Annotated in this window: 19 protein-coding genes and 2 pseudogenes; 12 read left to right on the plus strand and 9 right to left on the minus strand. The window is 68.9% G+C overall.

What is annotated here, in order from left to right; genetic code table 11:
• Positions 1–129 precede the first annotated feature (129 nt).
• The 4 genes from OHT76_RS22875 to OHT76_RS22890 all read right to left on the minus strand — a co-directional run bounded on the left by OHT76_RS22875 (position 130) and on the right by OHT76_RS22890 (position 3,738).
• Complete coding sequence (locus tag OHT76_RS22875) at positions 130–1,428, minus strand: DUF3533 domain-containing protein (RefSeq protein WP_328872719.1); 1,299 nt, start codon at positions 1,426–1,428, stop codon at positions 130–132.
• Entirely contained in the window at positions 1,425–2,558 is a 1,134-nt protein-coding gene (locus OHT76_RS22880) for a 4Fe-4S binding protein (protein WP_328872720.1), read from the minus strand. Before OHT76_RS22880 ends, OHT76_RS22875 begins: the two co-directional genes overlap by 4 nt.
• 123 nt (positions 2,559–2,681) lie before the next feature.
• A complete protein-coding gene (locus OHT76_RS22885; RefSeq protein ID WP_328872721.1) occupies positions 2,682–3,311 on the minus strand; it encodes a TetR/AcrR family transcriptional regulator in 630 nt (209 codons plus the stop codon).
• A 124-nt stretch (positions 3,312–3,435) separates the two neighbouring features.
• Positions 3,436–3,738 carry a hypothetical protein gene (locus OHT76_RS22890; protein ID WP_328872722.1) on the minus strand — a complete coding sequence of 101 codons (303 nt, stop codon included), beginning with the start codon at positions 3,736–3,738 and terminating at the stop codon, positions 3,436–3,438.
• Positions 3,739–3,780: 42 nt separating this feature from the next.
• On the opposite strand from OHT76_RS22890, the gene OHT76_RS22895 reads away from it, so the two are divergent.
• Entirely contained in the window at positions 3,781–5,955 is a 2,175-nt protein-coding gene (locus OHT76_RS22895) for an MMPL family transporter (protein WP_328872723.1), read from the plus strand.
• A gap of 47 nt (positions 5,956–6,002) precedes the next feature.
• On the opposite strand, the gene OHT76_RS22900 is transcribed toward OHT76_RS22895, so the two are convergent.
• Positions 6,003–6,704, minus strand: coding sequence for a MerR family transcriptional regulator (locus OHT76_RS22900; protein WP_328872724.1), 702 nt, complete (start codon positions 6,702–6,704; stop codon positions 6,003–6,005).
• A gap of 268 nt (positions 6,705–6,972) precedes the next feature.
• On the opposite strand from OHT76_RS22900, the gene OHT76_RS22905 reads away from it, so the two are divergent.
• The 5 genes and pseudogenes from OHT76_RS22905 to OHT76_RS44155 all read left to right on the plus strand — a co-directional run.
• Entirely contained in the window at positions 6,973–7,587 is a 615-nt protein-coding gene (locus OHT76_RS22905; RefSeq protein ID WP_328872725.1) for a DUF6230 family protein, read from the plus strand.
• 46 nt (positions 7,588–7,633) lie between these two features.
• On the plus strand, positions 7,634–8,083 hold the full coding sequence (locus OHT76_RS22910; RefSeq protein ID WP_328872726.1) for a DUF6114 domain-containing protein: 450 nt from the start codon (positions 7,634–7,636) through the stop codon (positions 8,081–8,083).
• Positions 8,080–9,240 (plus strand): hypothetical protein, encoded by a 1,161-nt coding sequence (locus OHT76_RS22915; RefSeq protein WP_328872727.1) that lies wholly within the window; start codon positions 8,080–8,082, stop codon positions 9,238–9,240. Before OHT76_RS22910 ends, OHT76_RS22915 begins: the two co-directional genes overlap by 4 nt.
• 88 nt (positions 9,241–9,328) lie before the next feature.
• Positions 9,329–10,030, plus strand: coding sequence for an SDR family oxidoreductase (locus OHT76_RS22920; protein ID WP_328872728.1), 702 nt, complete (start codon positions 9,329–9,331; stop codon positions 10,028–10,030).
• 81 nt (positions 10,031–10,111) lie between these two features.
• Positions 10,112–10,487: pseudogene (locus OHT76_RS44155) on the plus strand (alpha/beta fold hydrolase); the annotation flags it as partial.
• Positions 10,488–10,492: 5 nt separating this feature from the next.
• Here OHT76_RS44155 and OHT76_RS22930 read toward each other — a convergent pair.
• Positions 10,493–11,134 carry a TetR/AcrR family transcriptional regulator gene (locus tag OHT76_RS22930; RefSeq protein WP_328872730.1) on the minus strand — a complete coding sequence of 214 codons (642 nt, stop codon included), beginning with the start codon at positions 11,132–11,134 and terminating at the stop codon, positions 10,493–10,495.
• Positions 11,135–11,286: 152 nt separating this feature from the next.
• On the opposite strand from OHT76_RS22930, the gene OHT76_RS22935 reads away from it, so the two are divergent.
• The 5 genes from OHT76_RS22935 (at position 11,287) to OHT76_RS22955 (ending at position 16,380) form a co-directional block, all read left to right on the plus strand.
• The gene (locus OHT76_RS22935; RefSeq protein ID WP_328872731.1) at positions 11,287–12,198 is read left to right on the plus strand and encodes an SDR family oxidoreductase; all 912 of its coding nucleotides are present in this window, start codon (positions 11,287–11,289) and stop codon (positions 12,196–12,198) included.
• 4 nt (positions 12,199–12,202) lie between these two features.
• Positions 12,203–13,342 carry a hypothetical protein gene (locus tag OHT76_RS22940; protein WP_328872732.1) on the plus strand — a complete coding sequence of 380 codons (1,140 nt, stop codon included), beginning with the start codon at positions 12,203–12,205 and terminating at the stop codon, positions 13,340–13,342.
• Entirely contained in the window at positions 13,339–14,262 is a 924-nt protein-coding gene (locus tag OHT76_RS22945) for an alpha/beta fold hydrolase (RefSeq protein WP_328872733.1), read from the plus strand. Before OHT76_RS22940 ends, OHT76_RS22945 begins: the two co-directional genes overlap by 4 nt.
• Positions 14,263–14,341: 79 nt before the next feature.
• A complete protein-coding gene (locus OHT76_RS22950; protein WP_328872734.1) occupies positions 14,342–15,253 on the plus strand; it encodes a metal-dependent hydrolase in 912 nt (303 codons plus the stop codon).
• Positions 15,254–15,276: 23 nt separating this feature from the next.
• Positions 15,277–16,380: a PDR/VanB family oxidoreductase gene (locus tag OHT76_RS22955; RefSeq protein ID WP_328872735.1), complete on the plus strand. Its 1,104-nt coding sequence runs from the start codon at positions 15,277–15,279 to the stop codon at positions 16,378–16,380.
• Between the two features lie 18 nt (positions 16,381–16,398).
• On the opposite strand, the pseudogene OHT76_RS22960 reads toward OHT76_RS22955, so the two are convergent.
• Positions 16,399–16,584 (minus strand): annotated as a pseudogene (locus OHT76_RS22960) (IS1380 family transposase); the annotation flags it as partial.
• A 141-nt stretch (positions 16,585–16,725) separates the two neighbouring features.
• Here OHT76_RS22960 and OHT76_RS44160 point away from each other — a divergent pair.
• Positions 16,726–17,792 (plus strand): IS630 family transposase gene (locus OHT76_RS44160; protein ID WP_443049793.1). Its coding sequence is split into 2 segments (ribosomal slippage): positions 16,726–17,169 and positions 17,172–17,792, totalling 1,065 coding nucleotides; the frame shifts between segments, so codons are not numbered across the junction.
• Between the two features lie 26 nt (positions 17,793–17,818).
• On the opposite strand, the gene OHT76_RS22975 is transcribed toward OHT76_RS44160, so the two are convergent.
• Positions 17,819–18,217 (minus strand): DUF1330 domain-containing protein, encoded by a 399-nt coding sequence (locus OHT76_RS22975; protein WP_328876600.1) that lies wholly within the window; start codon positions 18,215–18,217, stop codon positions 17,819–17,821.
• 569 nt (positions 18,218–18,786) lie between these two features.
• Complete coding sequence (locus OHT76_RS22980; RefSeq protein WP_328872736.1) at positions 18,787–19,272, minus strand: SMP-30/gluconolactonase/LRE family protein; 486 nt, start codon at positions 19,270–19,272, stop codon at positions 18,787–18,789.
• Positions 19,273–19,323 lie beyond the last annotated feature (51 nt).

Here is a 19,323-nt window from a genome sequence, read left to right on the forward strand (position 1 = left end):
GCAGAGGCTCGGCGACGGCCTGGGGGAAGACCGTCGCCGAGCCATGATGGTGTGCGCGCCTGTCGTCCCCGGCAGGGCGACACACACCGGGGCCATTCCGAGTAATGGCCCGTCCTGGGTGACCTGCCGTTACGCCGGGACGGCGGTCTTCTCGGGCTTCGTCTCCGCCGGGATGCGGTGCAGTCCCTTGCGGTCGTACCACCCCAGTACGCCGAAGCCGAACAGTCCGGCCGCCACGAGGCCGGCCGCCATCATGACCCAGCCCCGCGTCAGACCCGCGTCGCCCTGGGCGTCGTAGTAGAGGATCGAGCGGATGCCGCCGGTGATCTGCCGCAGGGGCTCGAACTCCGCGAGGAAGCGGTAGAAGCCGGGCAGCGCCTCGATCGGGGTGGTGGCGCCGGACGTGGGCACCGCCATCCCGATGAAGACCAGCGTGACCACCAGCATGCCGGGCGTGCCGAAGACCGCGAGGAGGGTGAGCGCGCCGATCCCGGAGACCGCGACGGCGCACACCGAGTACAGCCACAGCAGCGACAGGTGGGCGGCGTCCATGCCCATGATGCCGACCGCGCCGGCCATGACCAGGGTTCCCATCAGCAGGGACAGACCGGCCATGAGGGTGCTGCTGATGGTGAGGGTCTGGACCCGGGTCGCCCGGATCAGCGGGCGGTGCAGGCGCAGCGGGCCCATGTCGTTGTGGGTGTAGCCGAGGGCGTGGTCGACCTGGCCGCTGATGACGTTGGCGGAGAGCATGCCGACGACCACGAGGGTGAGCGCGTAGTAGAACGCCGTCATGCCCAGGCCGCTGTGTGAGTCGAGGGGGTGGCCGTCCTCGACTGTGACGGCGGCCGGGTCGGTGAGCAGGACGCGTGCCGCGGCGGGCAGCTTCGCCTGCGCGGTCCCGATCCGGGCGGTCAGCTCCTTGCCCACCTGGAGCGAGGCGTTCTCGGCCGCCTGGGTCGTCGCCGTTCGGGCCAGGCCGGAGCCGAGGCTGCCGGCGGACTGGTTGGTCAGCACCGTCAGTGTCGGGCGGGCCGGGGTCCCGGTGGCCGCGGCGCCGGTCAGTGCGGTGGTAGAGGAGGTGAAGTCGGCGGGCACGACGAGCGCGCCGAACAGTTTGCCCTTGCCGAGCTCGTCCTTCATCTCCTTCTCGTCCATCACCTTCCAGCCGATCCTGTCCCCGCTCGCGGTCGACTTCTTGATCGACCCGGTGATCTGCGCCCCGAGGTTGACCTGCTTGCCGCCGACCGCGGCTCCCTTGTCGGCGTTGACCAGGCCGACGGGCAGTCTGGTCAGGTGATCGGCCGGATCGATGTTCGCGCCGACGTAGAACACGGCGAACAGCAGCGCGAGTACGCCCGTGATGGCGCCGTTCGCGATCCACAGAGGCTTGGCGCGCAGGACGCGGAAGGGGTGAATGCCACTCATGACGTACGTGTCTCTCGGTCGGTGGACGCAGGGCGTTTCGCCGGGGGCTGCCAGCCGCCGGTGACTTCCTTGACGGGCTTGTGGGGGAAGCGGCGCCGGGCGTACTCCTGCGCGTGGGAGTCGGGCAGGACGTACAGGGTTTCCTTCTTGTCCTGGAGCGGTCGCAGCACGGTGTCCATGAACGTCTTGCGGTCATCCAGGTAGGGGCCGAGGACGTCCTCGCCGGCGGGGCAGACGGCCAGGCAGTAGCCGGATTTGTAGCCGGGGGGCGAGCTCAGGCTCTGCCACATGGAGGCGCTCTCGGAGTCGGTGACCCGGGAACGGTAGTCGGCGGCGTCCTCGCTGTCGGCCACGGTCTGCGCCCAGTCGGTGAACCCGCTCATGAACTCGCGGTAGTTGTGCGTGGCGCAGGCCAGCCCGTCGAACGAGCCGTCCTTGGCGATGGCGCCGACCGGACAGGCGGCGACGCACAACTTGCAGTCGATGCAGGGGTTGTAGTCCAACGCCTGCCCGTACTCGCTCACCTCCGCGTCCACCAGGACGGTGGCCAGCAGAACGAAGCTGCCGAACTTCGGGTGGATGACGTTGCGGTGCAGGCCCATCACGCCGAGCCCGGCGGCCACCGCGACCGTCTTGTGCGCCACGACCCAGATCCGCCCGGGGAAGCGGTCCATCTCCTGGGGGAAGGCGACCGACGGATTGAGTGCGCGGTGGCCGGCGTCCTGGAGGGCCTGGGTGACGCTGCGGGCGGCGTGGTTGGCCTGTTCGTCGGTCTGGTGGAACTCCTGGTTGGCCACGCTGCGGGCGGGGGAGCGGCAGTTGTCGCGGTTCAGCCGGAACGCCATCGCGATCAGGGTGCGGGTGCCGGGCAGCGCGGACTGTGCGTGCTCGCGCTCGCCGACCAGGTCGGGGTGGTCCAGGCTGACCGCGGCGGCGTCGTCCGCACCGGCCGCCAGGCACAGCTCGCGCAGCCAGGCCGCGTCGATCACTGCCGGCGGACTCACCGCGTCACCGGCCCTGCGCCGGGCGAGTACGGCCTGGACCGACGGGTGCGCCGCCAGCTTCGCCGGAAGCTTGGGAGCCGGGTCGGGGACCGTCGGTTGCCCCTCGGCGTCGCGCGCGGCAGTCATCCGTACTCCTGGGGATTCGGGTCCGGGGCTCGCCCACACAGCGAGAAACCGATCAGTTTTGTCACTGTAAACTGATCGGTTTCCGCGCGCAAGCCCGAGTCGAGGGGTACGACCGGGCCGGGATCACGTCACCTGCGCGAGCCCGGCGACCGGCTCCTCACTGTCCCGCCACCCCGTCACCAGCGCCCGCAGCGACCGCTCGAAGCAGTCGGCGACCGCGAGCTCCGGCGGCTCGTTCCCGGACAGCACCAGGGACACCAGGCCGTGGGCCATTCCCCAGACCGACAGTGCGATGACCTCGGGATCGGACGCGGGACCGAACTGCCCGGCGAGCTGTCCGCGGCGCACGGCGTCGACGAGGGGCCGGTACGTCTCGACGACCTCACGCGGCCTGTCCGAGTCGGACGGGCACTGGGCGCTGCGGTCGGCGAAGAGGATCGCGTAGAGGTGCGGGTTGGCCACGGCGTACTCGCGATAGGCCAGTCCGATCCGGATTACGTCGCCGGCCGGGTCGTCCGTCGGGCGGACGGTGGCCAGGCGCTGGGCGAAGAGGTGTACGGCCTCCTGGTAAAGGCTGTTGAGCAGCCCGGCCTTGCTGCCGAACAGCGAGTAGACCGCCGTGGTCGAGGTCTTCGCGTCCGCCGCCAACTGTCGCAGGCTCAGCGCGGTTGTACCCCGGTCGAAAACCGTGGCGGCGGCGCGGTGCAGGAGCCGGAGCCGGAGTGCTTCGTCATGTGTCTTGAGCCTGGCCATGGAACCAGCATATTGCAACACCGTTATGAATGCCCCCGCGGGTGCGTTTTGGGGCGACTGGCTGTGCTGGCATCCAAGGCTAGGTGGCGCGTAGACGGGTTTGCGATGAGCAATAAAAACACTGTTATGATTCTCCGTGTGGACCCGGAGTGCGGCAGTTCCCACACCGGGTAGCGCTCGACACCACCGACTCGCCCGCCTCAATGCCGAGCCGCGCCTGGGTGGTACCGACAGCCTTCGAAAGCCGTTCCTCACCGCTTTCGCCGCGCACGAGGACATCACGCGCGCCTTCGAGCAGGTCTTCCAGGAGCACATCCCGGGCGCGAAGGGGCGGAGCCGTCCGACCGTCCCCGACGCCGGTCACTTCCTGCGGGAGCAGCAGCTCGACCTGCTGTTCGAGACCGTCCTCGGCCTCGGCCGACAGCAACTTCCCACCCATCCAGCACCCAGAACCCATCCAGGAGAATCCATGTTTGAGAGATTCGGGCGTCTGCTCCACCGCAGGCGAAAGCCCCTGCTGATACTGACCGTGCTGTTCGTCGTCCTGTCCGGGGCCTACGGTGCCGGAGTCTTCGGCTCCCTGACACCGCTCGGCTTCCAGGACCCTGGCTCGGACAGCGTGCGCGCGGGCCACATCGCCGAGAAGGCGTTCCCGCAGCGGACACCCGACGCGGTGATCGTCTACCGCGACAAGGACCGCACCGTCGACGACCCGTCCTTCCAGCAGGCGGTCGTCCAGCAGCTGGAGTCCCTGCCGAAGTCGGAGGTGACCGGCTACCTGGACTTCTGGACGACCAAGATGCCGGCGCAGGTCAGTCACGACCGGCACGCCACCTACGTCGCCCTGAACCTCCACGGCAGCAGCGAGAAGGCCAAGGAGGACGCGTACGAGGCGGTCAAGGACAAGATCCCGGCACCCGGCCTTCAGACGCTGCAAGGCGGAACGGTGCCCACCGGCCACCAGGCCAGTGAGAAGATCGAACACGACCTGAGAACCGCGGAAATCATCTCGGCCCCCGTCCTCTTCCTGCTCCTGCTGGTCGTGTTCGGCGGTCTGACCGCGGCCTTCCTTCCGCTGCTCGTCGGCGTGCTCTCCATCCTCGGATCGATGGCCGTCCTGCGGACCATCGCCAACATCACCGACGTGTCCGTGTTCTCCATGAGCCTGGTCACCATCCTGGGTCTCGCCGTCGCCATCGACTACGGCCTGCTGATCGTGAGCCGCTACCGCGAGGAACTGGAGGCCGGCTACTCCGGCGAAGAGGCGATCGGGCGCACCCTCGCCACGGCCGGGCGCACCGTGATGGTCTCCGGCACCACGGTCGCGGCGGCGCTGGCCGGCCTGACCCTCTTCCCGTCGACATTCCTGAAGTCGATGTCGTACGGCGGCGTGGCAGCGGTCCTGCTGGCAGTGCTCTTCTCACTGGTCGCGCTGCCAGCCCTGCTCGCCGTCATGGGACCGAAGGTCAACGCCTTCCCGCTGCGCCGCAAGAAGGCAGGGCGGTCGGCGGCGGGCGAGGGTGCCTGGTACCGGTTCGGGCACGGCCTGATGCGGCGGCGATGGCTCGTGGTGGTGGGCGCGGTGGGCCTGCTGCTGACACTCGCCCTGCCGTTCTCCAAGATCGAGTTCGGATCCATCAACGCGCAGCAGCTGCCGAGCACTTCCGAAGGCCGCCAGGTCTTCAACGCCATGGAGCACGACTTCGACGGCGACGCGGTGAAGTCCATCGACTCGCTGCTCGTGCTGAAGTCCGACGGGACCTCGAAGGAGCAGGGCGCGGCGCTGAAGGCGTACGCCGAGCGGCTCGGCGCCACCAAGGGCGCCACGAGCGCCAGGATCTCCGGAGTCGAGGGCACCACGGCCCGGGTGTCGGTCACCTACGACGGCAATCCCGTCTCGACCCACGCGCGCGACCTGGTGAACCGGCTCAAGGACGTCCCCGAACCGCCGGGCGCCCGGGCGTACTTCGGCGGCGAGTCGGCGGTCTACGACGACACCCTGGACGCACTGGGCGAGACCCTGCCGTGGATGCTGCTCTACATCGCGGTGATGACGTACCTCCTGCTGTTCCTCGCGTTCGGCTCGGTGCTGCTGCCGCTGAAGGCCATCGCGATGAACATGCTGTCGCTGACCGCGACCTTCGGCGTCCTGGTCTGGATCTTCCAGGACGGCCATCTGCACAACCTGCTCGGCTTCGACCCGACCGGCAACATCGAGCCCAACATGCCGATCATGCTGTTCGCGCTGATCTTCGGACTCTCCATGGACTACGAGGTGTTCCTGGTGTCCCGGATGCGGGAGCAGTACGACAAGCAGGGCGACAGCACGGAGGCCGTGGCGACCGGGCTGCAGTCCATCGGCCGCCTGGTCGTGAGCGCGGCGCTGCTGATGTGCGTGCCGCTCGCGGCGATCGGGATGAGCGATGTGCTGACCATCAAGCTTTTCGGCGTCGGCATGGTGTTCGCGGTCCTGACGGACGTGCTGGTGGTGCGCATCCTGCTGGGAACGGCCGTCATGAGACTGCTGGGCAGGGCGGCTTGGTGGGCTCCGGCCCCGCTGGCCCGCTTCTACGACCGGTTCGGTATCAAGGAGACCGACATGCCGACGGAGACCGACGAGCGGGTCCCCGTCACCGCCGGCTGAACCCTACGAGCGGGGTGCCTGTCACCGGTCGGCACCCCGCCGGGGACTCACTCCGCCGGCTGCTCCCCCCGCCCGCACGGACGGCGATGGTGGCGACGGTGGTTCGCGTCCTCCTGGGCCAGGCGCCGCAGCAGCCTGACGACCGGCTCGAACAGCACACTGAGGACCACCGCCCTCTCGGCGAGGGCGATCTGGTCCTCGATCCCTTCGAACTGCGCGAAATCCAGGTCAGCGGTGGAGGTGGCGAGCCGTGCGTAGGGGATGAGGTCGTCGGCCGTGTAGTCCGTGCCGAGGCGACTCAGCGCCGCGAGACTTCCGGCGAGTGCCGGGCGATGCGGTGACGCGTCGGAGATCTGCCAGCCCATGTTCTCGATGAGAGCCTCGACCCTCGCGGCGGCTCCGCCGGATGCTGCCTCGTCGGCGGCACCCGCGCGGTCCTCGCGGTCCTCGCCTTCCTTCCCGCTCGTCTCCGCGGAAGGAACGGGCAGGGCGTGGTGGACGACCGCCAGGGTCTCGAACGCGTCCAGCGGACGCTCGACGGCTTCGAGCACTTCCCGGGTGCGGGCGACGGACAGCCCGCCGAGCTGGATGAGGGAACGGATCAGACGGAGCCGCTGGATGTGCTCCTCGTCGTACTCGACCGTGGTCGGGTTCAGCGCGCGTCCCTCGGGGAGCAGGCCCTCCCGGCGGTAGTACTTGATGGTCGCCATCGGCACCCCGGACCGTCGGCTGAGCTCTGAAATCCTCATGCGCTCCCTCACGCTCAACTGTCCCTCCAGTATCGCGTTACCGGGGGTTGCCCCGACGGGATCGATAGTGCCACTATCGGGTACTCGGTAGTAACACTATCGAGCGCTTCTTCGGTGTGCCCGCTTCCTTCGTGCGCGTGGACTACATGAGCCCGCGGAAGTTGCCTGCATCGCCACGGCCGCACCCAGCCGTAGTTCTTCCCCCGCCCCGGGCCAGTCAGTTCTGGGTCCGGTCGTCTCGTACGCCTCGACAACGGAGAACCACACCATGTCCCAGCGAATCGGCAAGACCCACTGGAAGCGTTTCGCCATCGGTGCGGTGCCGACGGTGGTCGCCACGGCGGCTGTCGCCGTCTCCATGGCCCAGGGCGCCCTGGCCGCTTCGTTCAGCATCTCCGGTTCCGACTTCCAGGTCTCGGCCGGCAAGTTGAGCGGCACCGGATTCGGCAACTACGCCACGGTGGACGTCGCCAAGAACGGCAAGCACGTGCCCGTCTCCGTCTCGTCCATCAAGAACGCGACGGTCACCGACATGTGCCAGTCCGTCCCGGTGGACATCCCCGTGCTCGGGACCTACACGATGACGCTCAAGGCCGGCGGGTCGGGTACGCCGGTCAAGGCCAAGGACCTGTACATCGACATGACCGACCTCAAGGCCAAGAAGGGCACCTTCACCAACGTCGACATCGGCGTCGCCACCGGTTCCATGACCAAAGGCCAGGTCAACCCGAAGGACAAGGTCGATCCCAACGGCTACGCCCAGCAGGCGGACAAGGTCGAGATCATCGATGCCCACCAGACGGTCTGGGCCACCTCTGCCGGGACGTTCGAACTGTCGGGCCTGCACATGAACATCGCCGCCGGCCGCCACAACTGCTTCTGATCACGTCCCGACCTCCCCCGCCCGCTGACGATTTGGGAACCTCGACATGACGAGTGCCGGCGCACCCGCGCACCCCCACAGTGACAGCGGCTTCGCCCGCGCTCGCCGGGACTTTCGGGACTGGCGGCGCACCCGCCCCTTCTGGGCGGGGCTGCTGGTACTCCTGGCAGCCGCGCCGATCATCTACTTCCCGTACTTCAACCTCTCCCTGGGCGCCCTGTCCGTGGCGATGTCCACCACCGCGGGGGCGGGGTCCCTGGTCATCGGCCTGACGTTGATCGTCCTTGGCGGACTTCTGTGGTTCCAGCCGGTCATCAGGTTCTTCGCCGGATGCGTGGCCGTCTTCCTCGGTGTGCTGTCGCTTCCCATCTCGAACTTCGGCGGATTCTTCGTCGGCACGCTGTGTGCGGCCACGGGTGGACTCATGGCCCTGGCGTGGGGCCCGGTGAACACGTCCGACGACACCGAGGGGCCGTCGGGGAGGGCCGGGGAATGACCGACCAGTCGCCCGACCTCCGCAGCGAGGCCGAAGGACCCCACTACGCCCGGTCGAAGAGGCGCCGCCACGCCGTTCCTCGTACGTCCGCGCTGACCCGCCTGCGCCTGCCCCTCGGGAAGGCTCTCGTGCTGACCGCGCTGCCGACCGTCCTCGTCCTGGCAAGTCAGCGTCCGCCTGGAGCCGACGCGAGTGCCACCGCGGCTCATTCCGCTCCCGAAGGGGCGCCCGGTGGCGGTGTCGACTGCGCCCGTCCCGACGACACGGCACCCCCTGCTGTGGCACCCACTCCTTCCGTTGCTCCCAGCACGCCAAGTGCCCTCACGAGCGGCGAGTCGGTCAAGCCGTCGGAGCACGTGGCTGACGAGGAAACGGGCCTTACCCCGGCTCCGGCCGCCTCACCGAGCGCGACCGCTGGCACCACCGGCCTTGCGGACATTCTCGGTTCCCTCTTCCGGGGCGACACCGAGCAGCAGAGTCCGGCACCCGGCACGAGCCCCTCAGCGAGCCTGGCTGCCCCGACACCGACGACCACGGAAGCCCCCGACGCGCCACCGACCGCACCTCACGCGTCATCCACCCCCGGCCACCGGACCACTGAGCCGTCGCCCCAACCGGAGCCCACCACCGGGGCCTCCCGCATCTGTGACATCAGCGATCTCAAGGCGCCCGAGGACAAGAGCGCCGGTCGATTCGCCGCCGAGTCCTGGAACATGAAGGGAAGCCGCCTCGAACTGCGCGACCTCGTCTTCGGCGGCGTGGTGACCGTGGACACGGCCGCCGGGCCCAAACGGGTGCTCAAGTTCTCCGCGGCGACGGTCACGATCCGGGACCTGAAGATGGCAGTGCCCGTCGGCCCGCAGATCCAGCACATCGACGGAGCGCCAGGCTCGACGTCCACGCTGCGAGGCGACGACATCACCATGTACGTCGAGAGCCTGGCGGGCACCCTCTCCGGCGTCGAAGGCATTCCCCTGTCCCCGGCCCTCCGCCTCCATCTCACCCCCGACACCGTCCCGGAGTGGCTCTACGACACGCTCGGGAAGCTGGGCCTCAAGCTGCAACTCGGCCTGGACGACGCCGACATCGACCAGGCGGGACAGACAGGCGGAGAGCTCGTCATCCCAGGGATCCACGGGTACGGAACGCCCCCGTGAAGCCGGGGACCCTGGCGGGCTTGCGCGTGGAAACCGATCGGTTTACCTTAGTGAAAACCGAACGGTTTCTCATTCTGTGGAGACAGTCATGACTACTTTGAAGGACGCAAACGTCTTCGTCACCGGCGGCAGCCGAGGCATAGGCAAGGCGCTGGTGGAAGAGCTGTACGCGCGAGGCGCCGGCAAGGTCTATGCCACGGCCCGCGACCCACGCAGTGTGACGCACCCCGATGCCGTCCCGGTGGCGCTGGAGGTCACCGACCCGGCCTCCGTGGCGGCCGCCGCCGCGCAGGCGCAAGACGTGACCGTGCTGATCAACAACGCCGGTGCCTCGGTCGGCGCGTCCTTCCTCGACTCCCCGGTCGACGACGTACGCCGGGAGTTCGAGACCAACTTCTACGGCCCGCTGCTTCTCACCCGCGCCTTCGTGCCGGTCATCGAGCGCAACGGCGGCGGCCACCTCCTCAACGTTCACTCCGTGCTCTCCTGGATCGCGCTCGGCGGCTCCTACAGCGCCTCCAAGGCCGCCCTGTGGTCGCAGACCAACTCCCTGCGCCTGGAGCTGCAGCCGCGCGGCATCGCCGTCACCGGATTGCACGTGGGCTACGTGGACACGGACCTCGCGGCCGGCGTGGAGGCGCCCAAGTCCGACCCGCGTGACGTCGCCGCACTCGCCCTCGACGGTGTCGAGACGGGAGCGTACGAGGTGCTCGCCGACGACATCTCACGGCAGGTCAAGGCGGGCCTGGCCGGGGACCTGGCAGGGCTGTACGCCCAACTGGCCAAGTAGGACAGAGAGCTGGCGATGCCCAGCCACGAGTCACGTCCCGCGATACAAATTCCAGGGACCACCTGCCACGCCCTCGCGCCCATGGGGGCGGTGCTCGCCCTGACCACCGCGGCTGACCTGCCGGAGCGGTTCCGGCGCGTCGTGGCGGTGAATACGTACGACTTCCGTGGCGGAATCGCGCGGTCCAGTCTCTTGGCCCGTGTGGTGGTCAGCGGTGTCCTCGCGCCGGGAGCGGGTCCGGTGGTCGCCGGGGTGGAGCCCAAGGCCGCCCTACGCAAGATCCGACCGTCGCCGGGCCGTGTACCAGAACCTGCCCAGCCTCATCGCCGCCCGCTCGCGCTATCCCGAGGTCAAGGCCCCCGTCCACCTCGGCCACGGCGAGAAGGACTGGTCCCGGCCCTCGGGCCGAGAGGTCAACGAGCAGCTGCTTCCGGCCGCCGAGTGGGATCCGGGCCCTTGTGATCAGGGCTGATCGCTGATGGCTCGGTAGGCCGCGATGAACAGGGTGTGGCACAGGTCGATCAGTTCTTCGACGGTGGCGTTCTGGTGGCCGAGTGTCCAGTCCACGAGGAGTTCGTTGACTCCGCCGACCAGGCTCATCGCGGTCATGGTGAGCCGGTTGGAGGAGGCTTGTGTGCCAGGGAGCGGTGCGACGACGGCGGCGACCATCGCGGCGAATTCGTGCAGGACCTCACGGCGGCGCACTTCGAGGCGGGGGCTGGCGCCCACGACCTCGATGAGCACCAGGCGGGCCTTGCGGGCGTCGCCGGCCAGTGTGCGGATGAACACCTCGAGGCCGGCACGCAGTTGGGCGTCGACATCGGGTGCGGCAGCGGCGGCGGCCTGCGCGGTTTCGGCGCTGATCGTGGCGATCAGCTCGTTGTAGACCCCGGCGAGAAGGTCTTCGCGGTCGCGGAACGACTCGTAGAAGTAGCGCTCGGTCAGTCCGGCGTGCGAGCACACCTGCTTGACGGAGACCGAGGCGTATCCGGCCGTGCCGAACAGGTCGAGGCCCGCCTGGATGAGGCGGGTGCGGCGCTCCTGCTGTCGTTGCGCCGCGTCGCGTCCGCCGTAGCGCCGCCCGGCGGTCTGTGTGCCGGTCATTTTTCCCCTTCGCAGAGGTGTTGACACCGGTGTGCTCCGAACTGACACTCTAGCTTGTCAGTTCATCTGACATGGCATCGTGTCAGAAATGCGTGGGGTCCGCTTGCCGCTCGGCGGTCCGCTCGTGCTCAGGGCAAGGAAGGGGCTCGACCGTGGCAGCACCGCCCAAATCCCCGTACACGTTCAGCCGGAGAGACCGCGACAGGCTCTCCGGCACACAACCGCTGACCGGCCGAGTGATCGCGGTCACCGGGGCGGGCCGCGGAATCGGGTGTGCCGTCGCAGCCCGGCTCGCCGCGGCCGGAGCCGCCGTGGCGATCGGCGATCTTGACGCGGAGCTCGCCAGGGAGACGGCCGGCGCCATCGGCGCGCGTCCCGGTGGCCGACTGCTCGGGCTGTCTCTCGACGTCACCGACACACTTTCCTTCGATGACTTCCTGCGCACCGTTGAGACCCGGCTGGGGCCGATCGACGTACTGATCAACAACGCCGGAATCATGTGGGTGGGCCCCTTCGCGGAGGAACCGGAGGAAGCCGCCCTGCGCCAGTTCGACGTCAACGTCCACGGCGTGCTGCGCGGGATGAAACTCGTGATCCCGCGCATGCGGAAACACGGTCGCGGCCACGTGGTGAACATCGCCTCCGCCGCCAGCAAGGTCGCCCCGGCCGGCGAGGCGACCTACGCGGCGACGAAGCACGCCCTCCACGGCTACAGCACAGCCGTCCGCGCCGAACTGCGCGGCACCGGCGTGCACGTGTCCTTGGTGATGCCAGGCGTCGTGGACACCGAACTGGCCGTGGGCACCGTGACCGGCCCCACCCGGCGCCTGACGACGGATCAGGTGGCCGACGCGGTGCTCGACGTCGTGCTACGCCCGCGGTTCGAGGTCTTCGTTCCACGCGAGATAGCCGCCCTGACCCGGTTGGCCGCGCTGCTGCCGGGCCGTGCCCGCGACGCCCTGCATCACCTTCTTGTCCCCGACCAGCTCGCTGCCCTGTCCGACCGGTCGGTCCGCGCGGCCTACGAGCAGCGCACCCGGACCGCCCGCCTGCCCGAAGGATGAGCCCGTGACCACCACGCCCAAGCCGGCGACGCCCAGCGCGAAGAAGGCCCAGGACGCCGCCGCTCCGCGTCCCATCCCGGAATTCGAAGGTGTCCACGACGTATGGCCCCGCGGTGACCGGCTGCGCGCCGTGCGCAGCGCGGCGGCCGCCTACCGTGAGCGGTTCGTCCAGCAGGGCCGCATCCACGCCGTCCGCAGTTTCGACATCGCCGCCGCCCCGTACCCGACCCGGTTCGGCTTCCACGGCGCCGCGCTCGCCGTCAACCCGTTCGTGAGCATCGTCAACCGAATGCTCGTCGTGCAGTTCGACGGCTTCGACGGTGAGCCGAAAACACTGGTGTGGGAGCCGACCGTCGCCGCCGGAACGGCCCAAGCGCCGTTCTACGCCCAGCTCAAGCGGCTGGCGGGGGACTATCTCACCGAGCACGTCTTCGCCCGCTACTACCAGGACCCGAACACCGTCCTGCCCTCCTGCGGTCTGCGTCCCGAGGACGTGGACTTCGTCAGCTTCGACCACCTGCACGTCCAGGACGTGCGCATGATCATGGGAAGTACCAGCACCATTCCCGGCGAACGGGCACCCCGCGAAGCGCTGTTCCCGCGCGCCCGGCTGCTGGTGCACCGCAGGGAGCTGGGCACCTTCGAATCGACGCATCCGATGCAGTGGGCCTGGTACGTCGACGGAGGCATGGACGGCGTACCGGCCGAGCGCGTCACCGCCTTCGACGGCGATGTCGAACTCGGCGTCGGCGTCAGCCTGCTGTGGACCCCCGGCCACACGGACGGCAACCACTCCCTGGTGCTGAACACCCCCGACGGCGTGTGGGTCTCCTCCGAGAACGGCATCTCGGCCGACAACTGGCAGCCCGAGCTCTCCCGCATCCCCGGGGTGCGCCGCCACGCCGCGTTCTACGGCCATGAGGTGGTGCCCAACGCCAACACGCTGGAGGACTCGCTCGACCAGTACGACTCCATGGTCAAGGAGAAGACCCTCGCCGACCCCAGCCGGCGCGATCCGCGCTGGCTGCAGATCCTGCCCTCCTCGGAGCTGGCCCCCTTCAAGCGGCACTGGCCGGTGCGGCCCAGCTTCCTCCACGGCGGTCTGAACTACGGCGAACTGACCCCTGCCGGTGGTGGCCGATGACCGGCCCGGCCGCCCGCCGGATCGCCGCGGACGGCGTGGAGCTGGCCGCCTACCAATGGGGAGCGTCCACGGCTCCTGCGGTGGTGCTGGTCCACGGTTATCCGGACACCAGCGCCGTGTGGCGCCCGGTCGCCGAGCGCCTGGCCGACCGCTTCCACGTCACCGCCTTCGACGTGCGGGGAGCCGGTGCCTCCCACCGGCCCAGGGGTCTGCGCGCCTACCGGATGTCCCGCCTGGAAGCCGACTTGGCGGCGGTCATCGACGCCGTGAGCCCCGACCGCCCGGTGCACCTGGTCGGACACGACTGGGGATCGATCCACTCCTGGGAGTCGGTCACCGGCACCCGTCTGGCCGGGCGGATCGCCTCGTTCACCTCCATCTCCGGACCCTGCCTGGACCACGTAGGCCACTTGATTCGGGCCCGCCTCCGGCCGCGGCATCCGGACCTGCCGAAGCTGCTGCGGCAGGCCGTACGGTCCTGGTACATCGCCTACTTCCATGTCCCGCTCCTGCCCGCCCTGACCTGGAGAGCACTGGGACACCGCTGGCGCGCCTTCCTCACCGGCTCCCAAGGCGTGCCCGACCACACCCCCTACCCCGCGCCGACGCTGGCCCGCGACGCCGTGTCCGGCACCGCCCTGTACCGCGCCAACATGCTGCCCCGCCTGCTGCATCCCCGGGACCGGCCGACCACCGTCCCGGTTCAACTCATCATCCCCACGCGCGACTTCTGCGTGACCCCGGTGCTGTCGTACGGAGTGGAGCGCTGGACGGGCCAGATACAACGGCGCCCCATCGACGCCGGGCACTGGGTACAGCTCAGCCACCCCCAGGAGATCGCGTCCCGGATCGCGGAATTCGCCCACCGCACCGAAGACGGCTCCCGCCACAGCCCGGACCACACCGCGCACCCGATCTGACAGCCCAGCAGACCAGCAGTACTGGACGACTGCCTGACCGCCCCTTCGCACACACCGATCGCTGACGGAGGAACCTGCCATGTTCCGAGCCGCACATGCCCACCCGGAGCGTCCGTCCGAGCCCATCGACCACCACGACCTGGTGCTGCAGCCCCGGGACGTCACCTTCGACTGGGGCACTACCCCGCTGCACTGGCTGCCCGGTGAGCCCTTCGCGACCCACACCTTCGATGTGCTCCACCTCATGCTCCCCGAGCTCGAACGCTGGTTCGTGCGCACCTTCGAGCAGGCACTGCCACTGATCACCGATGACCGGCTGCGCGAAGACGTACGCGGCTTCATCGGCCAGGAAGCAATGCATGCCGAGGCGCACCAGGAGGTCCTGGAGCACCTGCTCACCAAGGGGCTGGACCCGGCCCCGTACACCCTGCAGTCCGAATGGATCTTCCGAAGGGTGCTAGGAGACCGGCCGGAGCTGACGCCGGCCGCCACACACGCGCACCTCCTCCAACGGCTCGCCCTCATAGCGGCCTTCGAGCACTTCACCGCGTACATGGGTCACTGGATTCTCAACAACGGGCACCTGGACCAGGCCGGCGCGGACCCCGCGATGCTCGATCTGTTCCGCTGGCACGGCGCGGAGGAGGTCGAGCACCGTTCGGTCGCGTTCGACCTGCTGGTGCACCTCGATCCCCGGTACCGGCGCCGAGTGGTCGGCATGCTCGTCACCGCTCCGGTGCTGACCCGGCTGTGGATCCGCGGAGTCCGCTTTCTGATGAGAGCCGATCCCGAACTCGACGATCGGGTCAAGGTCCGCTTCCGCGACTACCTGGCCTCGGCCCGCAAGGGCCTGTTGCCCCGGCCGGGCGCGTTCGCCCGCTCGGTGCTGCGCTACTTCCGTCCCGGCTACCACCCGACCCAGGAGGGCTCGACCCAGCAGGCGGTCGCATATCTGGCGGCGTCCCCTGCTGCCCGAGCGGCGGCCCGATGACCCAGCAACCAGTGAGGCATTCCATGGACATCAGCGCCCCCGTCACTCGGCCGCCGGACCTGTACGGCAGGCCGCGCAGCGACTCCTTCATGCAGAAGCTGGCGGCTTTCAGCGACAAGGCGGTCACGGGCCTCGCGCGGCGCGGCACTCTTCCAAAGCGCCCGCCGGCCACCGAGACGCCCGCGATCCGGGAACTGGTGGTTGCCGCCAAGCACCATGAGGCCGAGGATGTCGTCTCCCTGCGGCTGGCAGCACCCGACGGGGGAACACTCCCGCCCTGGCAGCCCGGCGCCCACATCGAACTGCACCTGCCCTCCGGCCGCAGGCGGCAGTACTCTCTGTGCGGCGACCCTGCCGACCGGTACCGGTACCACATCGCGGTGCGCCGCATCGCCGACGGCGGAGGCGGTTCGGCCGAGGTACACGACGCCCTCGGAGACGGTACGCGGGTCGCCATCACCGGGCGGCCCCGGAACGCCTTCCCCTTCGCCGCCGAGGCATCCGTCCTGCTCATCGCGGGCGGCATCGGAATCACCCCCATCCTGCCGATGGCCCGGGAGGCCGTCCGGCGCGGGCTGGACTGGAGGCTCGTGCACACCGGCCGCAGCCGCGGTTCGATGCCCTTCGCGGCAGAGCTGGCCGAACTCGCGGCCGCAGCCCCCGGCCGGGTCTCCATCCGTCCTGACGACGAGTCCGGCGTGCCCGCAGCAGCCGATCTGCTGAGCTCGATCCCGGCAGCGGGTGCGGTGTACTGCTGCGGGCCCGCGCCCATGATCGACGGCGTTCGGCGCGCGTTCGGTGACAGCTGCGCGTCCGCTCTGCATTTCGAGCGTTTCGCCCCGGCCCCGATCACGGACGGCCGTCCCTTCGAACTTCAACTGGGCGGCACCGGACGGGTTCTGCCGGTGCCGTACGACCGCTCCGCCCTGGACGTTCTCCACGAGGCCCTGCCGGACCTGCCGTTCTCCTGCCGCCAGGGGTTCTGCGGCACCTGCCGGGTACGGGTGGCCCATGGCCATGTCGATCACCGTGACCGCCGGCTCACCGCCACCGAACGCGCGGCCGGCGCCATGCTGCCCTGCGTCTCGCGTGCACCGGAAGGAGAGCGGTTGGTGCTGGAGGTGTGAGCTGGCCGAGCGCCCGTCAATCCGGTCCTCGGCCCGGGCCCGCAGCCGGTGACGGAGTTTCAACTCGGCGATCGGCCGGTCAGGGGTGTTGGTCGCGAAGCACGTCATCCGCATGCCGTCCGCGTCCGTGATCCTCAACTGGGCGCCAGGATGGGGCCGTCCCTTTCGGATGATCAGCCGCATGCCCTTGAGCCGGCCGTCCAGGAGCTTGCCGGAGGCGCCCTTCGCCAGCCGACGATTCGTCAGCTGGCTCATCCGGCTCTGTAGCGATGCGGGCTTTACTGAGATTGAACTCGGGTTGTCGCAGTTGCTGACAGGGCTTGATCCTCGCGGTATTCCGTTGTCATGAGGTACGCGCAGGGCGGCGGTCTGTCGGACGAGCGCCGGCAGTTCCGCGAGGGGATCCGCATGATGGCCGCAGAGCGGTTCGCCGCTGGTGAGCCGAGTTCGGCGATCGCGGCGGAGTTACGGGTCAGCGTCCGGTCGGTGCAGCGGTGGCGGCGGTTGTGGGACAAGGGCGGCCCGCGGGCCCTGCGGTCAGCGGGATCCGCCTCCGTTCCCCGGTTGAGCGATGCCCAGTTCGCCCAGCTGGAGGCGGAGTTGGCGAAGGGGCCGGTGGCGCACGGCTGGCCGGACCAGCGCTGGACACTGTCACGGGTGAAGACCGTGATCGGCCGGCGTTTCCATAAGAGCTACACCCTGCAAGGGGTGCGCAAGCTGCTGATCAGGCATGGCTTCTCCTGCCAGGTGCCGACCAGACGGGCCGTCGAACGCGACGAGGAGGCCATCTGTGGCTGGGTGAAGGAGACCTGGCCGCACGTGGAAACACCGCGGCGGCGCTCGACGCATGGGTCGTCTTCGAGGACGAAGCCGGCTTCTCGATGACGCCGCCCACCGCACGCACGTGGGCCAGGCGCGGCCACACCCCGGTGATCAGGGTGCGCGGCCGCACCTCGCGCCAGCTGTCCATCGCCGCCCTGGCCTGCTACAAGACAGGCCAACCCTCCCGCCTGATCTACCGGCCCAAGCGGCATGGCAGCCGACGTGAGGGCCGCCGGAGCTTTGCCTGGACGGACTACCGAGACCTCCTGATCGCCGCTCACCGTCAGCTCGGCGCCCCCATCATCCTTATCTGGGACAACCTCGGCACTCATCTCTGCGCGGACATGCGCCGCTTCATCGACGGCCAGAACTGGCTGACCGTCGTCCAGTTACCCGCCTACGCTCCCGAGCTCAACCCGGTCGAAGGCATCTGGTCGCTGCTGCGACGCGGCTACACCACCAACGTCGCCTTCACCAGCACAGACCACCTCATCCGCACCGTCCGCCAGGGACTCCGCAAGATCCAGTACCGGCCGGCCCTCCTCGACGGCTGCCTCGCAGAAACGGGACTCACCCTCCACCCCTCATAACCCAATACGACAACCCGAGTTCAAGCTCAGTAAGGCTTGAGCACCGCCAGTACGTCGTCGAGCGAAACGTCGGCGGGGTCACTCATATCGAGACCATCGAACGTCTGCCAGACATAGGATGCCGTCCCGGTCTCCCGCAGCGGATGCAAGTCGGCCAAGTCCGGATCGTCCCGGAAGCTGTTGAACGCCTCTTCGGACTCCCATTCAACGAGAAACAGAACCTGCCGCGACGCGAGGTCACCGGCTACGTTGTCCCGGAAACGGCCAAACGCCACCATTCGACCGCCATATTGCGGAGCCTCTTCGGGCAAACGACTGAAATACGTGAGGTACTTCTCCAAGTCGACCACGTCAAACATATTCAGGGCGTAAAACTTCTTCTTCTGTGAATTCGCGCTGATTGCTAATACCCTCTCCGGTCTCAGGAAGCTGGTGTTTGCCGCTCTGGGTGGGCGTGGGGCACCGGCAGTAGGGCGCCGGCATTTTTGATGATGATGTTGACGTCGGTCGCGATTTGCGCCATCTCGGAGACTGGCCGTGAAGAACGCATTTCCAGCGCTCGGGCGAAGGCTGAGGTCGCGGGAATCTGAAGTACGCTTCCCGTGTCGTTGGGTACGCCTTTTTGGCCCCGCGCGGGGAAAACCGATCGGTTCCCTCATTGTAAACCGATCGGTTTTTGCGCGCAAGTCCGGGCGGAGGGGCGCCGTTCGGCGTGCCCCGATGTCAGTTTGCGGACGTGGTGGACTTGGAGCCCAGGCCGCCCCTCGCGCATCTCGCACCGCTCGGCAAGGAGTCGATGAATCAGCTCATTGCGCCGGGTAGTAGCCATATCCGGCTGGCGGTCGGTAATGACGGCGATGCGTTGTCGCTTGAGCGGGATCCCCCCGAAGCAGGCGACCAGCGGTGTCTTCCCCTTCTCTCGCTGCCCCGTGGCTTGGAAGCAGGTCCGTCGGCCGTCCGGAGTACCGCAGCCAGATGACGCGAGCCGGAGAGGTCAGACGAGCCTGACCGGTCCGGCGTCGATCGGCAGGCGGACCAGGAGGTAGGGCTTGCGGCGCAGGTCCTTGCCCTCGTGGAAGGGCGACAGTCGGTTGAGCTGGTTGGCGATGGCGTACAGGTGCCGGTCCGAGGCGACGGACAGGGTGTCGACCCAGAGCAGATCGCGTCCCTGGGCGAGGGTCCGGTAGGTGCCGTTCGGGCTCCTGCGCCAGATCGTGTTGTGTTCCAGGTCGCCGCCGTAGAGCCGCCCCTTGTCGTCGCTCTCCAGGCCGTCGGCCATCGGCTTGAACCCGAGGTCCTCGACAGTCGCCGCCACCTCGGCGTCCGTGGCGTCCGGGTCGGCGAGGGCATCGGTGGACACGCTGTGCAGTCGGCGGCTGGACAGCGGGCAGTAGTAGAGGCGCGTGCCGTCGGCGCTGAGAGCGATGCCGTCGGAACCGGTCTCGTAGTACGTGGGCTCGCCGCCGGCGGGGCGGACCATGAAGGGCGCGCCTCCGCACCGGGGCACCCGAGTACGGACTGGCTCCCGGCC

Source organism: Streptomyces sp. NBC_00287 (assembly GCF_036173105.1).
Lineage (GTDB): Bacteria > Actinomycetota > Actinomycetes > Streptomycetales > Streptomycetaceae > Streptomyces.

Bases quoted from the DNA above. Each gene is read 5' to 3' on its own strand.
- OHT76_RS22875 (WP_328872719.1), bottom strand. From the start codon at position 1,428: ATGAGTGGCATTCACCCCTTCCGCGTCCTGCGCGCCAAGCCTCTGTGG.
- OHT76_RS22880 (WP_328872720.1), bottom strand. From the start codon at position 2,558: ATGACTGCCGCGCGCGACGCCGAGGGGCAACCGACGGTCCCCGACCCG.
- OHT76_RS22885 (WP_328872721.1), bottom strand. From the start codon at position 3,311: ATGGCCAGGCTCAAGACACATGACGAAGCACTCCGGCTCCGGCTCCTG.
- OHT76_RS22895 (WP_328872723.1), top strand. From the start codon at position 3,781: ATGTTTGAGAGATTCGGGCGTCTGCTCCACCGCAGGCGAAAGCCCCTG.
- OHT76_RS22900 (WP_328872724.1), bottom strand. From the start codon at position 6,704: ATGAGGATTTCAGAGCTCAGCCGACGGTCCGGGGTGCCGATGGCGACC.
- OHT76_RS22905 (WP_328872725.1), top strand. From the start codon at position 6,973: ATGTCCCAGCGAATCGGCAAGACCCACTGGAAGCGTTTCGCCATCGGT.
- OHT76_RS22910 (WP_328872726.1), top strand. From the start codon at position 7,634: ATGACGAGTGCCGGCGCACCCGCGCACCCCCACAGTGACAGCGGCTTC.
- OHT76_RS22915 (WP_328872727.1), top strand. From the start codon at position 8,080: ATGACCGACCAGTCGCCCGACCTCCGCAGCGAGGCCGAAGGACCCCAC.
- OHT76_RS22920 (WP_328872728.1), top strand. From the start codon at position 9,329: ATGACTACTTTGAAGGACGCAAACGTCTTCGTCACCGGCGGCAGCCGA.
- OHT76_RS22930 (WP_328872730.1), bottom strand. From the start codon at position 11,134: ATGACCGGCACACAGACCGCCGGGCGGCGCTACGGCGGACGCGACGCG.
- OHT76_RS22945 (WP_328872733.1), top strand. From the start codon at position 13,339: ATGACCGGCCCGGCCGCCCGCCGGATCGCCGCGGACGGCGTGGAGCTG.
- OHT76_RS22950 (WP_328872734.1), top strand. From the start codon at position 14,342: ATGTTCCGAGCCGCACATGCCCACCCGGAGCGTCCGTCCGAGCCCATC.
- OHT76_RS22955 (WP_328872735.1), top strand. From the start codon at position 15,277: ATGGACATCAGCGCCCCCGTCACTCGGCCGCCGGACCTGTACGGCAGG.
- OHT76_RS22980 (WP_328872736.1), bottom strand. From the start codon at position 19,272: ATGGTCCGCCCCGCCGGCGGCGAGCCCACGTACTACGAGACCGGTTCC.